Source organism: Streptomyces sp. NPDC034049, assembly GCF_055575575.1.
The window spans coordinates 287,511-303,247 of sequence record NZ_JBVISJ010000001.1 but is presented as its reverse complement, the minus strand read 5'-3'; the positions used below and the strand labels follow the sequence as shown (position 1 = coordinate 303,247).

13 protein-coding genes and 1 tRNA gene are annotated in these 15,737 nt (G+C 71.1%); 6 read left to right on the top strand and 8 right to left on the bottom strand.

What is annotated here, in order from left to right:
* Nucleotides 1-19 precede the first annotated feature (19 nt).
* Nucleotides 20-946 (bottom strand): LysR family transcriptional regulator, encoded by a 927-nt coding sequence (locus tag ACZ52C_RS01310; protein ID WP_469072830.1) that lies wholly within the window; start codon nt 944-946, stop codon nt 20-22.
* Nucleotides 947-1,092: 146 nt separating this feature from the next.
* Between ACZ52C_RS01310 and ACZ52C_RS01305 the strand changes: the two genes are divergently transcribed.
* Complete coding sequence (locus ACZ52C_RS01305) at nt 1,093-1,419, top strand: hypothetical protein (RefSeq protein WP_469072829.1); 327 nt, start codon at nt 1,093-1,095, stop codon at nt 1,417-1,419.
* 61 nt (nt 1,420-1,480) lie between these two features.
* On the opposite strand, the gene ACZ52C_RS01300 is transcribed toward ACZ52C_RS01305, so the two are convergent.
* A tRNA-Val gene (locus tag ACZ52C_RS01300) sits at nt 1,481-1,552 on the bottom strand.
* 182 nt (nt 1,553-1,734) lie between these two features.
* On the opposite strand from ACZ52C_RS01300, the gene ACZ52C_RS01295 reads away from it, so the two are divergent.
* From ACZ52C_RS01295 to ACZ52C_RS01285, 3 genes are all read left to right on the top strand, one after another.
* On the top strand, nt 1,735-2,529 hold the full coding sequence (locus ACZ52C_RS01295) for a DUF4097 family beta strand repeat-containing protein (RefSeq protein ID WP_469072828.1): 795 nt from the start codon (nt 1,735-1,737) through the stop codon (nt 2,527-2,529).
* Between the two features lie 99 nt (nt 2,530-2,628).
* The gene (locus ACZ52C_RS01290; RefSeq protein ID WP_469072827.1) at nt 2,629-4,083 is read left to right on the top strand and encodes a hypothetical protein; all 1,455 of its coding nucleotides are present in this window, start codon (nt 2,629-2,631) and stop codon (nt 4,081-4,083) included.
* A gap of 90 nt (nt 4,084-4,173) precedes the next feature.
* Nucleotides 4,174-4,830: a DUF4383 domain-containing protein gene (locus tag ACZ52C_RS01285; RefSeq protein WP_319099866.1), complete on the top strand. Its 657-nt coding sequence runs from the start codon at nt 4,174-4,176 to the stop codon at nt 4,828-4,830.
* Nucleotides 4,831-4,849: 19 nt separating this feature from the next.
* Here the strand turns inward: ACZ52C_RS01285 and ACZ52C_RS01280 are convergent, their stop codons facing one another.
* The 3 genes from ACZ52C_RS01280 to ACZ52C_RS01270 form a co-directional block, all read right to left on the bottom strand.
* On the bottom strand, nt 4,850-5,992 hold the full coding sequence (locus ACZ52C_RS01280) for an amidase domain-containing protein (protein WP_469072826.1): 1,143 nt from the start codon (nt 5,990-5,992) through the stop codon (nt 4,850-4,852).
* 115 nt (nt 5,993-6,107) lie between these two features.
* Nucleotides 6,108-7,391: a polysaccharide deacetylase family protein gene (locus tag ACZ52C_RS01275; RefSeq protein WP_469072825.1), complete on the bottom strand. Its 1,284-nt coding sequence runs from the start codon at nt 7,389-7,391 to the stop codon at nt 6,108-6,110.
* Between the two features lie 46 nt (nt 7,392-7,437).
* On the bottom strand, nt 7,438-9,564 hold the full coding sequence (locus ACZ52C_RS01270; protein WP_469073402.1) for a transglycosylase domain-containing protein: 2,127 nt from the start codon (nt 9,562-9,564) through the stop codon (nt 7,438-7,440).
* Between the two features lie 418 nt (nt 9,565-9,982).
* On the opposite strand from ACZ52C_RS01270, the gene ACZ52C_RS01265 reads away from it, so the two are divergent.
* Both ACZ52C_RS01265 and ACZ52C_RS01260 read left to right on the top strand, forming a co-directional pair.
* Entirely contained in the window at nt 9,983-10,204 is a 222-nt protein-coding gene (locus ACZ52C_RS01265; protein ID WP_045557940.1) for an FmdB family zinc ribbon protein, read from the top strand.
* Nucleotides 10,205-10,301: 97 nt separating this feature from the next.
* The gene (locus ACZ52C_RS01260) at nt 10,302-11,030 is read left to right on the top strand and encodes a DedA family protein (protein WP_469073401.1); all 729 of its coding nucleotides are present in this window, start codon (nt 10,302-10,304) and stop codon (nt 11,028-11,030) included.
* A gap of 13 nt (nt 11,031-11,043) precedes the next feature.
* Here the strand turns inward: ACZ52C_RS01260 and ACZ52C_RS01255 are convergent, their stop codons facing one another.
* Genes ACZ52C_RS01255 through ACZ52C_RS01245 form a run of 3 tightly spaced genes read right to left on the bottom strand, consistent with a single transcriptional unit; the run spans nt 11,044 to nt 15,633 of the window.
* Nucleotides 11,044-11,871 carry an HAD family hydrolase gene (locus tag ACZ52C_RS01255; protein WP_469072824.1) on the bottom strand — a complete coding sequence of 276 codons (828 nt, stop codon included), beginning with the start codon at nt 11,869-11,871 and terminating at the stop codon, nt 11,044-11,046.
* Nucleotides 11,871-14,435, bottom strand: coding sequence for a phosphoribosyltransferase (locus ACZ52C_RS01250; RefSeq protein ID WP_469072823.1), 2,565 nt, complete (start codon nt 14,433-14,435; stop codon nt 11,871-11,873). Before ACZ52C_RS01250 ends, ACZ52C_RS01255 begins: the two co-directional genes overlap by 1 nt.
* Before the next feature lie 31 nt (nt 14,436-14,466).
* A complete protein-coding gene (locus tag ACZ52C_RS01245; protein ID WP_469072822.1) occupies nt 14,467-15,633 on the bottom strand; it encodes an HpcH/HpaI aldolase/citrate lyase family protein in 1,167 nt (388 codons plus the stop codon).
* Nucleotides 15,634-15,737 lie beyond the last annotated feature (104 nt).

Below are 15,737 nucleotides of genomic sequence, written 5' to 3'. Positions count from 1 at the left end.
CGACGCGGACGCCCCCGCCTCACCCCTCGACCGCCCGCACCCCACCCCCCACCCGCACCGCGTGCCGGGCCACCGTGTCGGCGAAGGCGCGGGCCGGGGGCGACAGCGCGTCCCAGCGCCGTACCGCCCAGCCGACGGTGAGCGGGGGCAGGTCGGGGACCGGGACGAAGCGCAGCCCGGGGTGGCCGGGGCCCGTCCAGCCCGGGAGCGCGGGGACCACGGCGTGGCCGACGCCGAGTTCGGCGAGGAGGATCGCGGTGTCCCAGTCGGCGACCCCGGCCCCGGAGGAGCTGACCGAGATGTCCAACTTCCGGTAGGCGGCGTCGAGATGGGCGTACGAGGTGGAGTTCTCCGGCAGCCCGATCAGCCGCATCCCGTCCAGCTCCCGGCCCTCCACGCTGTCCCGCCCGGCGAGTTCGTCGTCGGCGCGCACGGCGAGCACCCAGGGCAGCTCCGCCACGGCCCGCTGTTCGATGCCCCGGACGGCGGGCCCCAGGGTCAGCCAGGAGAGGTCGAGGTCCCGGGACGGGTCGGCCAGCGCGTCACAGCACCCCGCGCTCGACCGGACGGTCTGGAACTCCAGGCCCACGTCCGGGTACGAGCGCCGGAAGTCGACGATGCCCTGCGCCATGAAGTGCCGCACGGTCGTGCCGCCGGTGGCGACCCGTACGACGCCGCCGTCCCCGCGCACCATCTCGGCCAGCCGGCGCAGCGCGAGGTCGAGCCCGGTGATGCCCTCGGCCGCCGCCTCCTGGAGCAGCCGGCCGGCCCGGGTCGGCACGACGCCACGGGCCTGCCGCTCCACCAGCCCGACACCGACCTCCCGCTCCAGCCGCCGCACATGCTGACTCACCGCCGACTGGGTGCACCCCAGCTCCCGGGCCACCGCGCTGAGACTCCCGGCCCGGCAGACGGCGACGAAGACACGGAGATCGTCAAGGGTCATGAAGGGGACGATATCCAAGGTTCACCTTGGGTATCGATCCACACTCCAAGCAGGCCCTCTACGCCATCCCCCCGTTCGGATGAACCCGGGCCCGGAGCGGCAGAAGGAACTCGCATCCCAAAATCGAACAGGCGTACCATTGCCGTGTGGCTAAGACCTATGACTTCCCAGAGGACCTTCTCGCCGGTCAGGAGGAGCTGCATCAGGTCCGGGCCGAGCTCCTGGCACTGCTGAAGCGGCTGCCCTGGTCGGTCGAGCCCCTGGACGGTTTCAGCGACGACAACGGCTGGCGCAAGGTCGAGCGCCCCGCCTCGCCGGGCTGGACGCCCGACGAGCAGGCCGAGGTCGAGAAGCTCCGCGCGCGCGAGCGGGAACTGGCGGTCTTCGTGAGCTGCCACCGCTTCTGGTCGGAGATGGCCACCGAGGAGAGGGTCGAGGCCCGCACCCATCTGAAGCACGCGCGGGATTCCTGAGGCCCATGGGCCCCGGACACGCGAGGACCCCGGCCGTGATCGGCCGGGGTCCTCGTCTCGGTGGGCATGGACGGTTTCGAACCGCCGACATCCTGCTTGTAAGGCAGGCGCTCTACCCCTGAGCTACACGCCCGAGTACGAGTCGACAGCCTACATTGCCCGAGGGCGTGCCCAGCAAACCCGTATCGGGCCGGCATCGGGCCTGGGTCGGGGGTTAACCCCACCCCTGATCCGGGAGTCGCCCGGATCCCCCTCAACTCCCCTGCTCCGTACGGTCGAAGGACAGCGGCAGACCAGCCCCAGGGGGAGATCGTCATGACACGCACCGCTCGCACGGCTCGTACGGCTCGCAGGTCACGTGCGGGTGCGGTGGGGGTCGCCGGTCTCGCCGTCGTGCTCATGGCGTCCGTCGCCGCGTGCGGGGCGGACGCCGGGGAGGACCGGGATCCGGAACACCGGAGCTTCGCCCTGGAGGGCCGGACGCTCACGGTCGACTCGGACGACTCCGCGCTCGAACTGGTCGCGGCGGACGTGGACGAGGTCGAGGTCACCCGGTGGTTCGAGGGGCGGGTCATGGTCGGCGGGAAGCCCCGGGTGACCTGGGAGATGAAGGACGACCGGCTGGAGCTGCGGCTGAAGTGCGACGGCATCGTCGCCGACTGCGCGGCCAGGCACCGGATCGAGGTCCCGCGCGGGGTCGCGGTCGCCGTGCGGAGCGACGACGGGAGCGTGAGCGCGAAGGGCTTCGCGGAGGCGCTGGAGGTCCGGTCCGCCGACGGTGCCGTGCGGGTCGGCGACACCACCGGGCCGCTGGAGCTGCACACCGACGACGCCTCCGTGCGGGCGCTCGGGGTCGCCTCGCGGAGCGTCAAGGTGAGCACGCAGGACGGTTCGGTCAGGCTCGAACTCGGGGTCGTGCCGGACCTGGTGGAATCGCGCAGTGATGACGGATCGATCAGTATCGGGCTGCCCCGGGACACGTCGTACCGGATCGAGACCGGCAGCGACGACGGTTCCGTGGACGTCTCGGTGCCCCGTGACGCGGGCAGCGCCCATGTGGTGACCGCCCACACCAAGGACGGCTCGGTGACGGTCCGCACCGTCGACTGAAACGGCGGCGCGAACCTCGAACCGCTCGGCCCGTGTTTTCGTCCTTGACCGGTGGGAGAATGGCAGCGGTCAGGGTGGATGACAGCACGGGAGAGGGAAGTGACGGCGACACCTACAGAGCCGTACACACCGAGGGTGCCGAGCGCACCACACCCCCACAGCCGTGCACCACGACCAACCACCGACCCCGCGCCCCCGGCGGGCTCCCCCGGCGCTCGGCGGACCCGGCGGCGGGCGGCGGTGCTGGACCAGGCCGCTCTGCTCGTTCTGCCGCTCGTCGCCGGGCTCGTGCTGCCCGCGGCGTTCGCCGGAGGCGGGACGCGACGGTGGTTCGGCGGGCGGGCCGAGGGGCAGCGGGCGGAGGCGCAGGCGGCGAAGGACGCGGCGGCGGCCGCGTTCTACGAGTTGGACACCGCGCAGCGGGATCTGCGGATCTCCATAGAGACGATCACGGCGGTGGACGACTCCCCCGCCGCCCGCCGCGCGGTCGACGGCTTCGAGGCGCTGGGGCGGCGGATCGACGAGGTCAGCCACCAGTACATCAACGCCGTCGACGCCCACGACCTGGACCGCGACGACCTGGAGGCGTCCGCGGCGTCCCGGGCCCGCGCCGAGCTGACGGCCGCCAAGGACGAGCTGGACCGGGTCAAGCAGGAGCTGGACCGGTTCGCCCAGGGGCTCGGGCCGCTGCTCGGCACGGCCGAGACCCAGCTGGCGCGGCTGGCCCCCGCGGTGGAGCGCGCCCGGCAGGGGCTGCTCGCCGCCTCCGACGCGCTGGACGCCGTACGGGGTTCCGGGCTGAAGGCCGACGATCTGGCCGCCCGTCTCGCGGCCCTCGCCCCCGAGCTGACCAAGCTCAACCAGGGGGCCGGGCAGCACGGCGTACGGGAGACGCTGGAGCGGGCCGACCGCGTCGTGCGCGAGGCGGAGGCGGTGCGCGCCGAGGCCGAGCGGCTACCGGAGAGAGCCGCCGAGATCGACCACCGGCTCGTGTCGCTGCGTACCCGCGCGGAGGCGCTGGGCACCCGGGCCGAGCAGGTGCCAGGGGTGCTGAGCGAGCTGCGGCGGCGGTTCGTGGCGGCCTGCTGGCAGGACCTCCAGCAGGTGCCGGACCAGGCCGCGCGGGACGTCGAGCAGGCCCAGCTGAAGCTGCGCGAGGCGCGGGCCGCGCGGGACGCCCAGCGGTGGCCGGACGCGACCTCGCTGCTGTCGACCGTGCGGGCGCTGCTGAACCACACCGACGAGGCGGTCTCGGCCGCCGGGGACCGGTTGCGGCGGCTGAACGCCGTCCAGAAGGACCCTCAGCAGGAGATCGACCGGACCCGGTTCGCGATCCGGGACGCGCAGCGGCTGGCGATGGCCGGGCGGTCGACTCCGGATCCGCGGCACGCGCGCCCGCTGGACGAGTCCGTGGCACGGCTGGACCGGGCGATCGCCACGCTGGAGGGCCGACACCCCGACTACTGGCACTTCCTGACCGAGACCGAGGCCGTCCGGCAGACGGTGGCACAGGTGGTCGACCAGATCCGCAAGGACCGCGGCGCCGGAGCCTGACCCCTCCCCCGACCCGGTTGCCCGGTGGAGCCCCGCGGCGGATGCTGAAGGGGTACGCAGGCCTCCGCTCACACCGGATGGGAGGCGGACATGGCCACGCACGCCACGCACACGCTGCGTCCGGGCAAGGGTCGGCACGCGGGTTCCCGGCGGCGGATCAGGATCGACGAACACCTGCCCGTCGACCACCGCCTCAGCAGGGTCTACCGGATCGGCGCGGGCCTGATGGGCCTGTTCCTGCTCGTCTTCGGCATCTTCGGGCTCATCGACAAGGTGGGCTGGTTCGACACCCGCGGCGACACGGTCGCGGGGCTGAACACCAACGGCACGCTGAGCGTCCTGTCGATCGCCGTGGGGCTGCTGCTGCTGGTCGGCATGGTGATCGGCGGCAACTTCGCCTCCACGCTCAACATGACGCTGGGCGTCCTGTTCATCCTCAGCGGCTTCGCGAACATGGCCCTGCTGGACACCGACTCCAATTTCCTGGCGTTCCGGATCCAGAACGTCCTGTTCAGCTTCGTCGTCGGCATCCTGCTGATGACGTTCGGGATGTACGGCAGGGTCGGCACCGCGCTGCCGCACGACAGCCCGTACTGGCGGGCGCGCCACCCGGAGGAGTCGGAGCGTGAGACGCGGCTCAGGGCGGCCATGGGCATGGTGAAGCTGGAACGGGCCGACGCCCTCCCCGACGCCGCGGCGGGGACCGGATCGGACTCGGCCGCGGACGACGGGAAGGGCGCCGGCTGAGGCACCGTGAGAGCGGGGCTCAGGTGCGGTACGCGTAGTAGTTCGCGGTCGGGTACGAGGCGATGATGCTCGCGACCGAACGGCGGTAGGTGTCCGCGTCGTGGTACGTCAGGTACGGGACGCCGCTGGAGCTGCGGTAGGTCGTCATCATGGAGTGGTCCTTGGACCCGTCCTTGTTGAAGTCGACCTGGAGCACGTCGCCGACGTCCATCTGGTAGACGTTCGCGAGCGCGGTGGTCCGCTTGGCGGTCTGGGTGAACCAGGACCACTCGTTGACGCCGATCCAGGCGTCGGCGGTGCCGTTGGAGGCGTAGTACCAGGTGTCGTACTCCTCCGGCGTGACCGTGGAGATCTGCTTCCAGCCGCCCGCCAGGAGGCCCTGGCTGAGGTAGTTGGTGCAGTCGCCGCCGGCCGCGTTGTACTTGCGGTACGCCGGGTTGTAGTTCTTCCAGTACGTCTCGGTGTAGGTCGCCATCGCCTTGTAGTTGTAGGCGCCGCCCGTGAGCGTCTTCGGCTTGGCCACCGGGTTGGGCGTGGTGGCCGCCTTCGGCGCCTGGATGACGGCCATCGGCGTACGGCTGAGCTTGGCGTCCGCGGGCGCGGCGACGGGCTCGTTGATGCGCGGGGCACCGCCGTCGGTGGAGCGCATCGCGGTCAGCTGCCAGGTGCCGTTCGCCTGGGCGGTGAAGGTGAGCACGTGGTGCGCGTCGAAGCCCGTGGAGGCGGGCTCGTCGCCACGTATCTTCTGGTACTTCAGGGTCGTGGTCTCGGTGACCTTGACCGTGGCCTTCTTGCCCTTGACCTTGGCGCTGTCGACGGTGACCTTCGTGTCGGCCGAGGTGTACGCCTCGCCGAGCGACGCCAGACGGGACTTGGTGCCCTTCAGCGCGGACAGCTTGCCGTCCTCGGCCTTCTTCTGGCCGGCGGACAGCTTCACGCCTCCGGTGGGCTTCAGCGACTTGCGCGCGGCCTTGCTGCCGAGCAGGACGGCCGTCCGGTCGGTGAGCACGTTGTCCGCCACGCGACCGAAGGCGTCCTTGGTCGCCTTGGTGACCTTGGGCGTCGACGCGGCGGCGCCGGCCGTGGCGACGGGCAGCAGGGCGGAGGCCACGACGGCTGCCGCGAGGGTCGAGCCTGCGAGGCTCAACGTCCTTGATCTCACTGGTTTTCTCCTTGACCCCGGGTTGGTCGTACCCGGGAGCGAATCTTTACATGACCTCCTCAAGCGAAGTGAGGCCGGGGGGAGTAACAAGTGCGCAACATGGGTATCTGTGACGCTATTTCACGACGGTCGCCCAGTCGGCCGGGGCCTGGGCGGGGTCGAGTCCGCGCAGGTTGGCCAGGGTCTCCGGGGACTGGACGTCCATCCAGTCGGCGAGTTCGTCGAAGGACACGCACTTCACGTCCTTCTTCACGCACACGGTCTTGATGACCTCGTCGACGGCGTTCATGTAGATGCCGCCGTTCCACTGCTCGAAGTGGTTGCCTATGAGCAGGGGCGCGCGGCTGCCGTAGTAGACGCGGTTGAAGCCGGCCATGTAGGTGTCGATGGTCTCCTGCTGCCAGGTCGGGTACATGGCCGGATCGCCGTCGGTCTGCCCGTTGGTCTGGTTGTAGAGGAAGTTGAAGTCCATCGACAGGGCCTGGTACTCGTCGTCGTACGGCAGCATCTGCAGCGGGAAGTCCCACACGCCGTTCTTCTTGCCGGGCCACACCTGGAAGGCACCCGGGGAGCTGGCGTCGTAGCGGTAGCCGAAGTCCTTGACGGCCTTCAGGAGGTTGTTCTGGCCCTCCAGGCAGGGGGCGCGGCCGCCCTTGACGGCGTCGACGGTGAAGGGCAGCGGGTCGAGGTCGGTGTCGCCGGTGTTGGTCTTCCAGTTGGCGAGGAAGGAGTTGAACTCCTTGATCTCCTGCTTCCACTCCGCGACGCTCCAGTCGCCGCCGCCCTTCTTCCCGCAGAAGTGGCCGTTGAAGTGGGTGCCTATCTCGTTGCCCTCCTCCCACGCCTTGCCGAGCTCCGCCAGGGTGGTGCGGATGTGTTCGTCGGTGGGGTAGCTGATCGCGGCGGCGCCCCTCTCGTGCTGCGGAGGGTCGTAGAGGTCGCGCTTCTCCTTGGGCAGCAGGTAGATGCCGGTGAGGAAGAACGTCATGTGGGCGCCGTACTTCTTCGCCATCTGCCGGTAGTGCTCGAAGAGGTTGTCGTCGCCCGCCAGCGCGCCGTCCCAGGAGAAGACCACGAACTGCGGCGGCTTCTCGCCCTTCTTCAGCGGCACGGCCTTCAACCGCCCCTTCTGGGGGCCCGTGTACGAGGTGGAGCCGTCACCGATGATCTTCGTCTTGCCGTCCCAGACGGGTTCCTTCTTCGTGGCCCCCTTGTCACCGCTGCCGGCCGACGAGGCGGTCGGCGCGGTGTCGGCCGAACGGTTCAGCACCAGGTAGCCGCCGACCAGGGAGGCCACCACGAGCAGCGCCGCCACCGTCAGGAACTGCGGACGGGTGGTGCGGCGCGGCGGACGCGCCTTGCGACGGCGGCCTTTGTGCGGCTTGCTGCCAGACTTCATGTACGGCTCATTCTGCGAGGGTGGCGGGCGCGGGTGCTCATCGGTGTCAGCCGATCCTCATCGCACTGGACCAGACGTCGAAGGGGACCCCGGCATGGGGTGTTCCGGCGATCCCGTCGAGCCGCAGCGGCTCCAGGCTCTTGGTCAGGTCGATGCGGTAGACGACGACTGCGGTAGACACCTCGTCGGCCGTACCGACGTACCAGGCGGCCTTGTCGTCCTGGGTGGTCCCGCCCTTGGCGGCCACCTCGTAGGAGGCGGCGCCGGGCGAGGTGGGGTGGGCGGTGCGGTAGGCGTCGGTGAGCGCCGAGGTGACCTCGGCGGCCACCTTGCCGCTCATCGCGCGCTTCGGCCTCGGGGTGTTCAGGGCGACCCTGGACCCGTTGTGGGTCATCTTCCGCACGGAGTACGGCTCGGTGTGCTTGCCGAGGGCGGCGAAGGTGCTGTAGCCGCTGGCCATCCGGATCGCGCTGGGAGTGGCGCTGCCCACGGAGAGCGCCGGCACCTGGGCGCCGAAGCTGGAGCGGAGCAGTCCGGCCGCCTCGGCGGTGCCGCGCACCTTGGCCAGCCCGGTGTCCATGCCGAGCTGCATGAAGGGCGTGTTCACCGATCCGGCGAGCGCGTCGTGCAGGGTGATGGGCCCCCAGGACTTCTTGTCGTCGTTGTGGGCGAACACCCGGTCGCCGTCCCGGTCCCAGTAGGGCCCCTCGGGGGTGGTCACGGGCACGGCGTCGTTGCCGTCGTAGATCGTCTGCGGGGTGACAGGTGTAGCCTCGCCGCCGCGTTCCTTGACGACGCCGTGTTCCAGCCCCGCCGCGTAGACGAAGGGGAGGAAGGCCGAGCCGGCCGGGACGGTGGTCGCGTTCGACTCGTTGAAGCCCTGCCTGCGGTGGTCGGGGCCGCCGTAGACGGCGAGGACCCGCCCGTCGGCACCGACCGAGGAGGCCCCGATGTGCGCGGTCCTCGCCTTCTTCGGGCTGTCCTTGCGCACGTCCTTGCGCGCCTCGGTGACGGCCTCGGTCAGCGCGGTCTGCCGGTCCTTGTCGAAGGTCGTGTAGATCTGATAGCCACCCCGGTCGAACTCCTGATCGGTGAGGTTCGCCGCCTTCTTCGCGTACTGGGAGGCCAGCTCCACCAGGTAGTCGCTCTGCTTACCGGTGTCGTACTGGCTCGACTGTTCGATCGGCTCGGGGAACTTCGTGTACGTGGCGCGCTCGGCCTTGGACAGCTTCCCGATGTCGACCATCCGGTCCAGGATCCACTCCCAGCGCTCGACCGCCCGCTCCCGGTTGGCCTTGCTCAGGGTGGGGTCGTAGAGGCCCGCGCCCTTGAGGAGGGAGGCGAGGACGGCGGCCTCGCTGACGTTCAGCCGGCTGACGTCCTTGCCGTAGTACGCCTGGGACGCCCGCTGGATGCCGTAGGTGCCGCGGCCGAACCAGCTGGTGTTGAGGTAGCCCTCCAGGATCTCGTCCTTGCTCATCTGGTTGTCGAGCTTGAGGGCGAGCAGCGCCTCGTCGAACTTGCGACCGAGCGAGCGGTCCTGGGTCAGATAGACGTTCTTGACGTACTGCTGGGTGATCGTCGAGCCGCCCTGGGTGTCCCCCTCGCCGACGGTGCGCACCAGGGCGCGGGTGATGCCGCTCACCGAGATGCCGGGGTCGGAGTAGAAGCTCGCGTTCTCCGCCGCGAGGACCGCCCAGCGCACGTCCTCGGGGACGCCCTTCAGGGGCATCGCCTGGCGCCGCACCCAGCCGGTACGGGCCATGGGGGTGCCGTCGGACCAGAAGTACACGTTGTCCTGCTGGGTGGCGAAGGTGTTGAGGTCCTCCGGTATGTCCGTGGCGGCGTAGGCGACGGACAGGAACATGCCGCTGACGCCCACGGCCAGCCCCGCGGCCCCCAGCGACTGCCGCCAGGACGGCACCCAGCGGCGCCAGTCGGCGCGGCCCGGACGGGGGTATTGCGGACGCATACGGCGGGCGTAGGGAGCGAACGGGGCCAGTCGCGCGCCGGCGACGGCGGTGAACCTGGCCAGAACGGACGGCCTGGGCGCCTTGCGTCTGCCGCGCTTGCCCGCCGTCGACGGCTCCTGCGGGAGGTCGAACGTACCCGGCTCGAGCACCCGCAGCTGCATGGTCTCGTCCGCCGGGGCCGGCGGGAGCTTCAGCTGCATGGTGAGGTCGGACTCCTCCGGCACCCCCTCCTCCTGACCCTTCCCCCGGCTAACCACGGCAGGCCCCCTGGTACGGACGGCCCGAGCGATGCCCAGCAACGATTCGACGGTGCGCGGCAACCTTTCGCTCGCGCACGGCGACTATGCGACCGGGACACGTGGCTCCCGATCGACCAAGGACAGCGGTCACTACTGTCCCCCCTCCCCACTTGGCACCGCTGCGCGGATGGTCACAGCCGCCACACCCGCGGCAGTGAGCCCCCTGTTCCCCTGACCTTCCGGTCTCCACACAGCGACCACAAATTATCAGTCACTTTCACAACTGCTTCTGTCAGTAGCGTGAAAATTTGGCCAGTGTGACCGACCAGGCAAAACGCGGCACGCTTGCCGCCCTCCGGACGCCGGTTAGCCTGACCCCATGCCTCGCTACGAATACCGCTGCCGGACCTGCGGCGACACCTTCGAACTCAGCCGTCCCATGGCCGAGTCCTCCGCCCCCGCGGACTGCCCCGGGGGGCACTCCGACACGGTCAAACTTCTGTCGACGGTAGCGGTCGGAGGTACGGCCGCCGCGTCCGCCCCGGCGCCCAGGGCGGGCGGCGGTGGCGGCGGGTGCTGCGGAGGCGGCTGCTGCGGTTGATCTGCACACTTCGATCAACGGACCCCGCCCCCCGAACGTTCACCCACCCCTCAGGCTCCCTTCAGCTTCGTTCGCCTAGCGTGCGCCCATGACAGCCATGCAAGCGGAGTCGATGAGCGGCGCACCCCTGTGGATCATCGGTCTGATGGATCTGCTGGGGGCGCCGGGCGCGGGCCTCGCCGTCGCGCTGGAGAACCTCTTCCCGCCGATCCCCAGCGAGGTCATCCTCCCCCTCGCCGGCTTCGCCGCGAGCACCGGCCGGATGAACCTCTTCGCCGCCCTGCTGTGGACCACCGCCGGCTCGGTCGTCGGCGCCCTCGCCCTCTACGGCGTCGGCGCCCTCCTGGGCCGCGACCGCACGGTCCGCATCGCCGCGAGGCTCCCCCTGGTCAAGGTCTCGGACATCGAGCGGACGGAGGCCTGGTTCCTCCGGCACGGCACCAAGGCGATCTTCTTCGGCCGCATGATCCCCGTCTTCCGCAGCCTCATCTCGGTCCCGGCCGGCGTGGAACGCATGCCCCTGCCCGTCTTCACGCTCCTCACGACCCTGGGCAGCGCCCTGTGGAACACGGCCTTCGTCCTGGCCGGCTACTTCCTGGGCGCCAACTGGAGCGAGGTCACGACGATCGTCTCGACGTACTCGAAGATCGTCCTGGCAGGCGCGGCCCTGGCGGTCCTGGCATTCGCGCTGGTCCGCTTCCTGAAAAAGAACCGCAGCAGCCAGGGTCAAGGGGCGCGGGGCGCTGACACATGCGGCTTGGCCGCGCGGGCGCGACAAGCCACGACGGACCCGCAGCCCGAAACGCACCGCACCCCCACCCCCTGACGGACCGAGCCGTTCACCCTCGCGGAGCGCCCCGCGAGGCCCGCAAGAACTCCCGAAGAATCCGCTCCCCGGCCAGCACCCCCCGCTCGGGCAGCGCACTCACCCCCGGCCCCAGGAAACCCGCCTCCGCCAGCTCCCCGTGCCCCGGTCGCCAGGACCGATCCGCCGCGAGCAACAGATCCGCGTCGAGCAAGGAATCGCCGGCGGCCAAGGTCAGCTCCACCCCGGTCCGCCGCGCGACCTCCCGCATCGCCGCCGACTTGGTGAGCGGCTTCGGCACGGCGTAGATCTTGCGCCCCTGCAAGGAGACCGTCCACCCGCGGTTCTCGGCCCACACCGCGAGTTCCTTCACCCACTCCTCGGGCAGCAGCTCACGCTCGACGACGAGATAGACGAACAGCTCCTCCGCGACCCGGTGCTTGCGCACCCACAGAGGGTCCGCCGTGGCCTCCAGGTGCTCCCGCACCTCGGCGAGCGGCGCGCACTCCTCGGCGAGCCGGGCCGTCACCCGCTCGTGCCAGGCGAGGTCCGTGACACCGTCCACCAGCAGATGGCCGCCGTTGGCGCAGATCGCGTACGCCGGCTGCGGGCCCGGCAGATTGATCCGCTGGTACTGCTTGCGCGTCCGCGTCGTGGTGGGCACGAAGACCGCCGTGTCGCCCAGCTCGGCGAGCAGCTGCGCCGCGGTCTCCGTCATGTACGACAGGGGTCTGCTCTCGTGCACCTCGACGGTGAGCAGCCGGGGCGCCCGCGCGTCCGGCATGGTCAGCGCGAGCGCGGCGGACGAGTAGATGAGCGTACGGTCGAGATCGCTCGCGACGAGAACCCGGGGGCCCGGCATCAGAGGGCCACCGCCTTGCCGTCGGCGCCGGTGGCGCCCCGCGTGAACTTCGGGTGGATCAACCCCACGCATGTGTACGGCAGCTCGGCCACCTCTTCCACCGGTACCCCTCTCTGTTCGGCGAGCAGACGTACGTGGTCGAGATCCGCGCCCGCCCCGGCCCGCGCGAGGATCTTCCACGGTACCCGGCGCAGCAGCACCCGAGTGGTCTCGCCGACACCGGGCTTGACGAGGTTCACGTCGTGGATCCCGTACTCCTCGCTGATCCGCTCGACGGCCGCCCAGCCCTCCCAGGTGGGGGTGCGGTCGGCGGTGAGCAGCTCCTTGGTGCGGGAGTCGACCGCGTCCACGACGTCGTCGAACCGCTCGGAGACGGCGTCCAGGAAGGCCACCGACACATCGACGCCGGCCAGTTCCCGGTAGAACTTGGCGCCGTGGTAGTCGTCGGGCCCGACGAGGTCGGCGCGCAGCACGGTCCGTGAGATCAGGCCGGAGACGGTGGAGTTGAGGCAGGCGGAGGGGATCAGGAAGTCCTCGCGCGTGCCGTACGTCCGCACGCAGGAACCCGGGTCGGCGAGTACCGCGATCTCGGGGTCGAAGCCGGTGATCCCGTCGGACGCCTCGAACTCCTCGATCGCGGCGGCCAGTTCACGGGTGATCGCGCCCTTGCCGGTCCAGCCGTCGACGAACACGACGTCGGCGGGGTCGTGATGGGCGGCGAGCCAGCGCAGCGCGTTGGCGTCGATGCCGCGGCCCCGCACGATCGACACGGCGTAGTGCGGCACGTCGATCCCGTGCCGGTGCCGTGCCCACCGCCGCATCAGCACGCCGACGGGCGTCCCGGCCCGGGCCAGCGACACGAGGACGGGCCGCGCCGACCGCTCGGCCAGCACGCTCTCGGTGACCACGCCCACGGCGGCGGCGATCCGCTCGGCGGAGGCGTCGAGGGCGCTGTGGAAGAGGGCCTGGTACTGCTCGCTCGGCTGGTACTCGACCGGCAGCGACTCCGCGTAGTGCGCGCCCCCGCTCTGAATGGCCTCCTCGCGCTCCTCGGTGGGCGCCTCCAGCGTCGCGTCCGACAGGTCCTGCAGCAGCCACCCCACCTCGTCGGCCGCGTAGGAGGAGAAACCGGGTCCGCGCAGGGGCTCGGGGAGCATGGATGACCTTTCGGGGCGGTGCGGGGGCGGTGACGCCGGGACGTAGGCCGGGACCACGGCGAGGAGGACGTTCGGTGTGTGGGCGGCGAGGGTGGTCAGCAGGCCGTCCGGGGCGTGGAGCGCGGGGGTGTCCGCGGTCGAGTCGACGACCGTGATCACCGCGTCGAAGGCGTTGCCGGCCACGTTGTAGGCGTAGCGCTCCCCCGGGCCGTCCGCCGGGTCGTCGTGGGCGGGGAAGACGATGCGGCTGCGTATCGCGTAGCCGGGGTCGTCGACGGCGAGGACGGGCGACCGTGTCGTGGTGGAGAACCGTATCTCCGGCCCGTCCGGGGCGACCGACCGCTCCAGCTCCCGCGCGAGCGCCAGCGGGGCGTACATCAGCTCCTCGAAGCCGAGCACGAGCACCCGGCGGACCCCCGGCGGCAGCGCCTCGGCGAGGCGGGCCGCCATGGCGGGCAGCGCGCTCTCCAGCCGCGCGCGGTGCGCGGGGGTGAAGCCGTGCCGCCCCCCGTCGGGCACCCCGGCGGGCCACCCCAGCTCGACCCGCGTGACGCCGGCCGTCGCCGACGCCGACGCCGACGAAGCCGATACCCCGGCCGCACCGACGCCCGCACCCGCACCGGCGCTCACAGAGCCGTACGCGGAACCGGGCGCGCGCCCCGCCGCCGCCCCCTCGTGTTCCGCCACGAGCGCCTGGCCCTTCTCCAGGACCCCCTCCGGCAGCCGCACGGTCCCCTTCGCGGCGGTCACCAGCTCCACCCGCGCCCCGATCTCCCGGGCGAACGCGGCCAGCCGCCCCTGGTCGGCGGTCGAGCGCATGTCGACCAGCGCCACCACGACGTACCGCTCCCGCGGATACCGCTCGTGCAGCGCGCGAATGGTGTTGAGAACCGTGTTCCCGGTGGAGAACTCGTCGTCGACGAGCACCAGCGGGCCCGGCCCCGCGAGCAGTGCCGGGTCCTCCGGCAGCAGCAGGTGCGAGGTCGCGTGGGAGTGGGACTCCTCGAAGCCCCCGGCCTGGGCGACGCCCTCGACGGGGCGCCGGGTGGAGTGGAGGTAGGGCGCCTCGCCCACCCCGTCCGCGACCGAGTGCCCGAGCCCGGTGGCCGTCTCGGCGTACCCGAGGACGACCGCGGCCCGCGCGCCGTCCTCCCCCAGCAGCTCCCGCACCCGGCGGCCCAGCGCGAACCCGTGCCCATGCACGACGGCCGGGGACTGCGGGACGTGCTTGCCGAGGACGTTCGACACCAGCAGATGCGCCCGCTTGGGGTTGCGCCGCAGCGCGAGCCCCAGCAGCCCCGTCAGCTCCTCGTCCCCGACCAGTTCGACCCCGAGCCGCTCACGGACCCAGGCCCCGGACCAGACCTCGCCGGACGCCCCGGTCGTGTCGTTCGCTGTGTTGATCATCGATTCCTTTGTCGGTACGGCGAGTGGGTGGTCAGTCGGGCAGGCCCGCGGCCAACAGGTCCACGAACCCGATGTCCTCGTTGGCGACCCCGAACACCTCGGCGCGCTGCAGAACCCTTTCCGCCCAGGCGCGGTGCGGCTTGACCTCGTTCATCTTGTTGCGGGAGGCCGAGCGCAGGACCCCGCCCCCGTTCCGCTCGGGCCGCACGATGTCCTGGGCGTCGCCGAACTCCTCGTGGCTGACCACGGACAGCGCGTGCACCGGCAGGACGTGCGAGGGATGGATGCAGGTCTTGCCGAGCAGCCCGTTGGCCTGGTCGAGGGAGATCTCGCGCAGCAGACCGTCCAGCGCGTGCTCGATCAGCGACTCGCGCAGCTCCCCGGCCCGGTTCGCCAGGAAGGGGCTGGTGCGCAGCTGTGGCTTGAACATGCGCTCCTGGACCCGGAAGTACTCCCACACCGGCCCGGTCACCGTGAACCCGGTGCCGTCGGCGCGCCCCAGCACGTTCACCACGTCCGCGATCACGGAGGCGACGATCTGGACGTCGTAGGCGGTCATGTCCGGTGCCCGGCGCAGCGCGTAGGAGGAGCAGAAGTCGGTGACGCCGAGGCGCAGCGCGAGGACCCGGTCGCGGTACTTGTCGACGGTGTGGGCGATGCCCTGGAGCGCCTCTACACGCGTCTCCCTGTACATCAGCTCGGGCGACTCGAGGACCGGCATCCCGAAGAGCCGCCGTCCGCTCGCGGCCTCGGCGGCGGTGAGCGCCTCCAGGAAGGCCACGCCCCGTTCCTCGGTGAACTTGGGGAACACGAAACCGGACAGCAGCCGCACGGCCGGGCCGAATCGGCTGACCAGGTCGGGTATCTGCTCGGGGAAGCGGACCCGGATGAAGAGCAGCGGAAGCTCGACGTCCGTCCGGCCGGCGAGGTCGACGAACTGCCGGACGAGGTTCTCCTCGGCGCCCACGACCTCCGCGTCGTCGATGGAGTCCTCCAGGCACAGCACCATGGAGACCACCCCGCGCCCGGCCTGCTTGACGATGTCGTCGGCGAGCCGCTCCCGCGTCGCCGGGCTGTAGAGCGTGGCACCGAGCGCGGCGGCGAGCACCCGGGCCGGGGAGTCGGCGTCGAAGGCCGTCGGCTCGCGGTAGAAGAGACGCTGCCGCAGCTCAGGGGCGATGTGCCCGAAATGACGCATGTGGTTCCCCCGTGGCTGCTCGGCTTCCGGTCACGATCGTGGCCGGTAATAGTACGTACAAATGTGTGACATCAGTTCCCGCCAGGCGTGAAGTTCTGGTAACC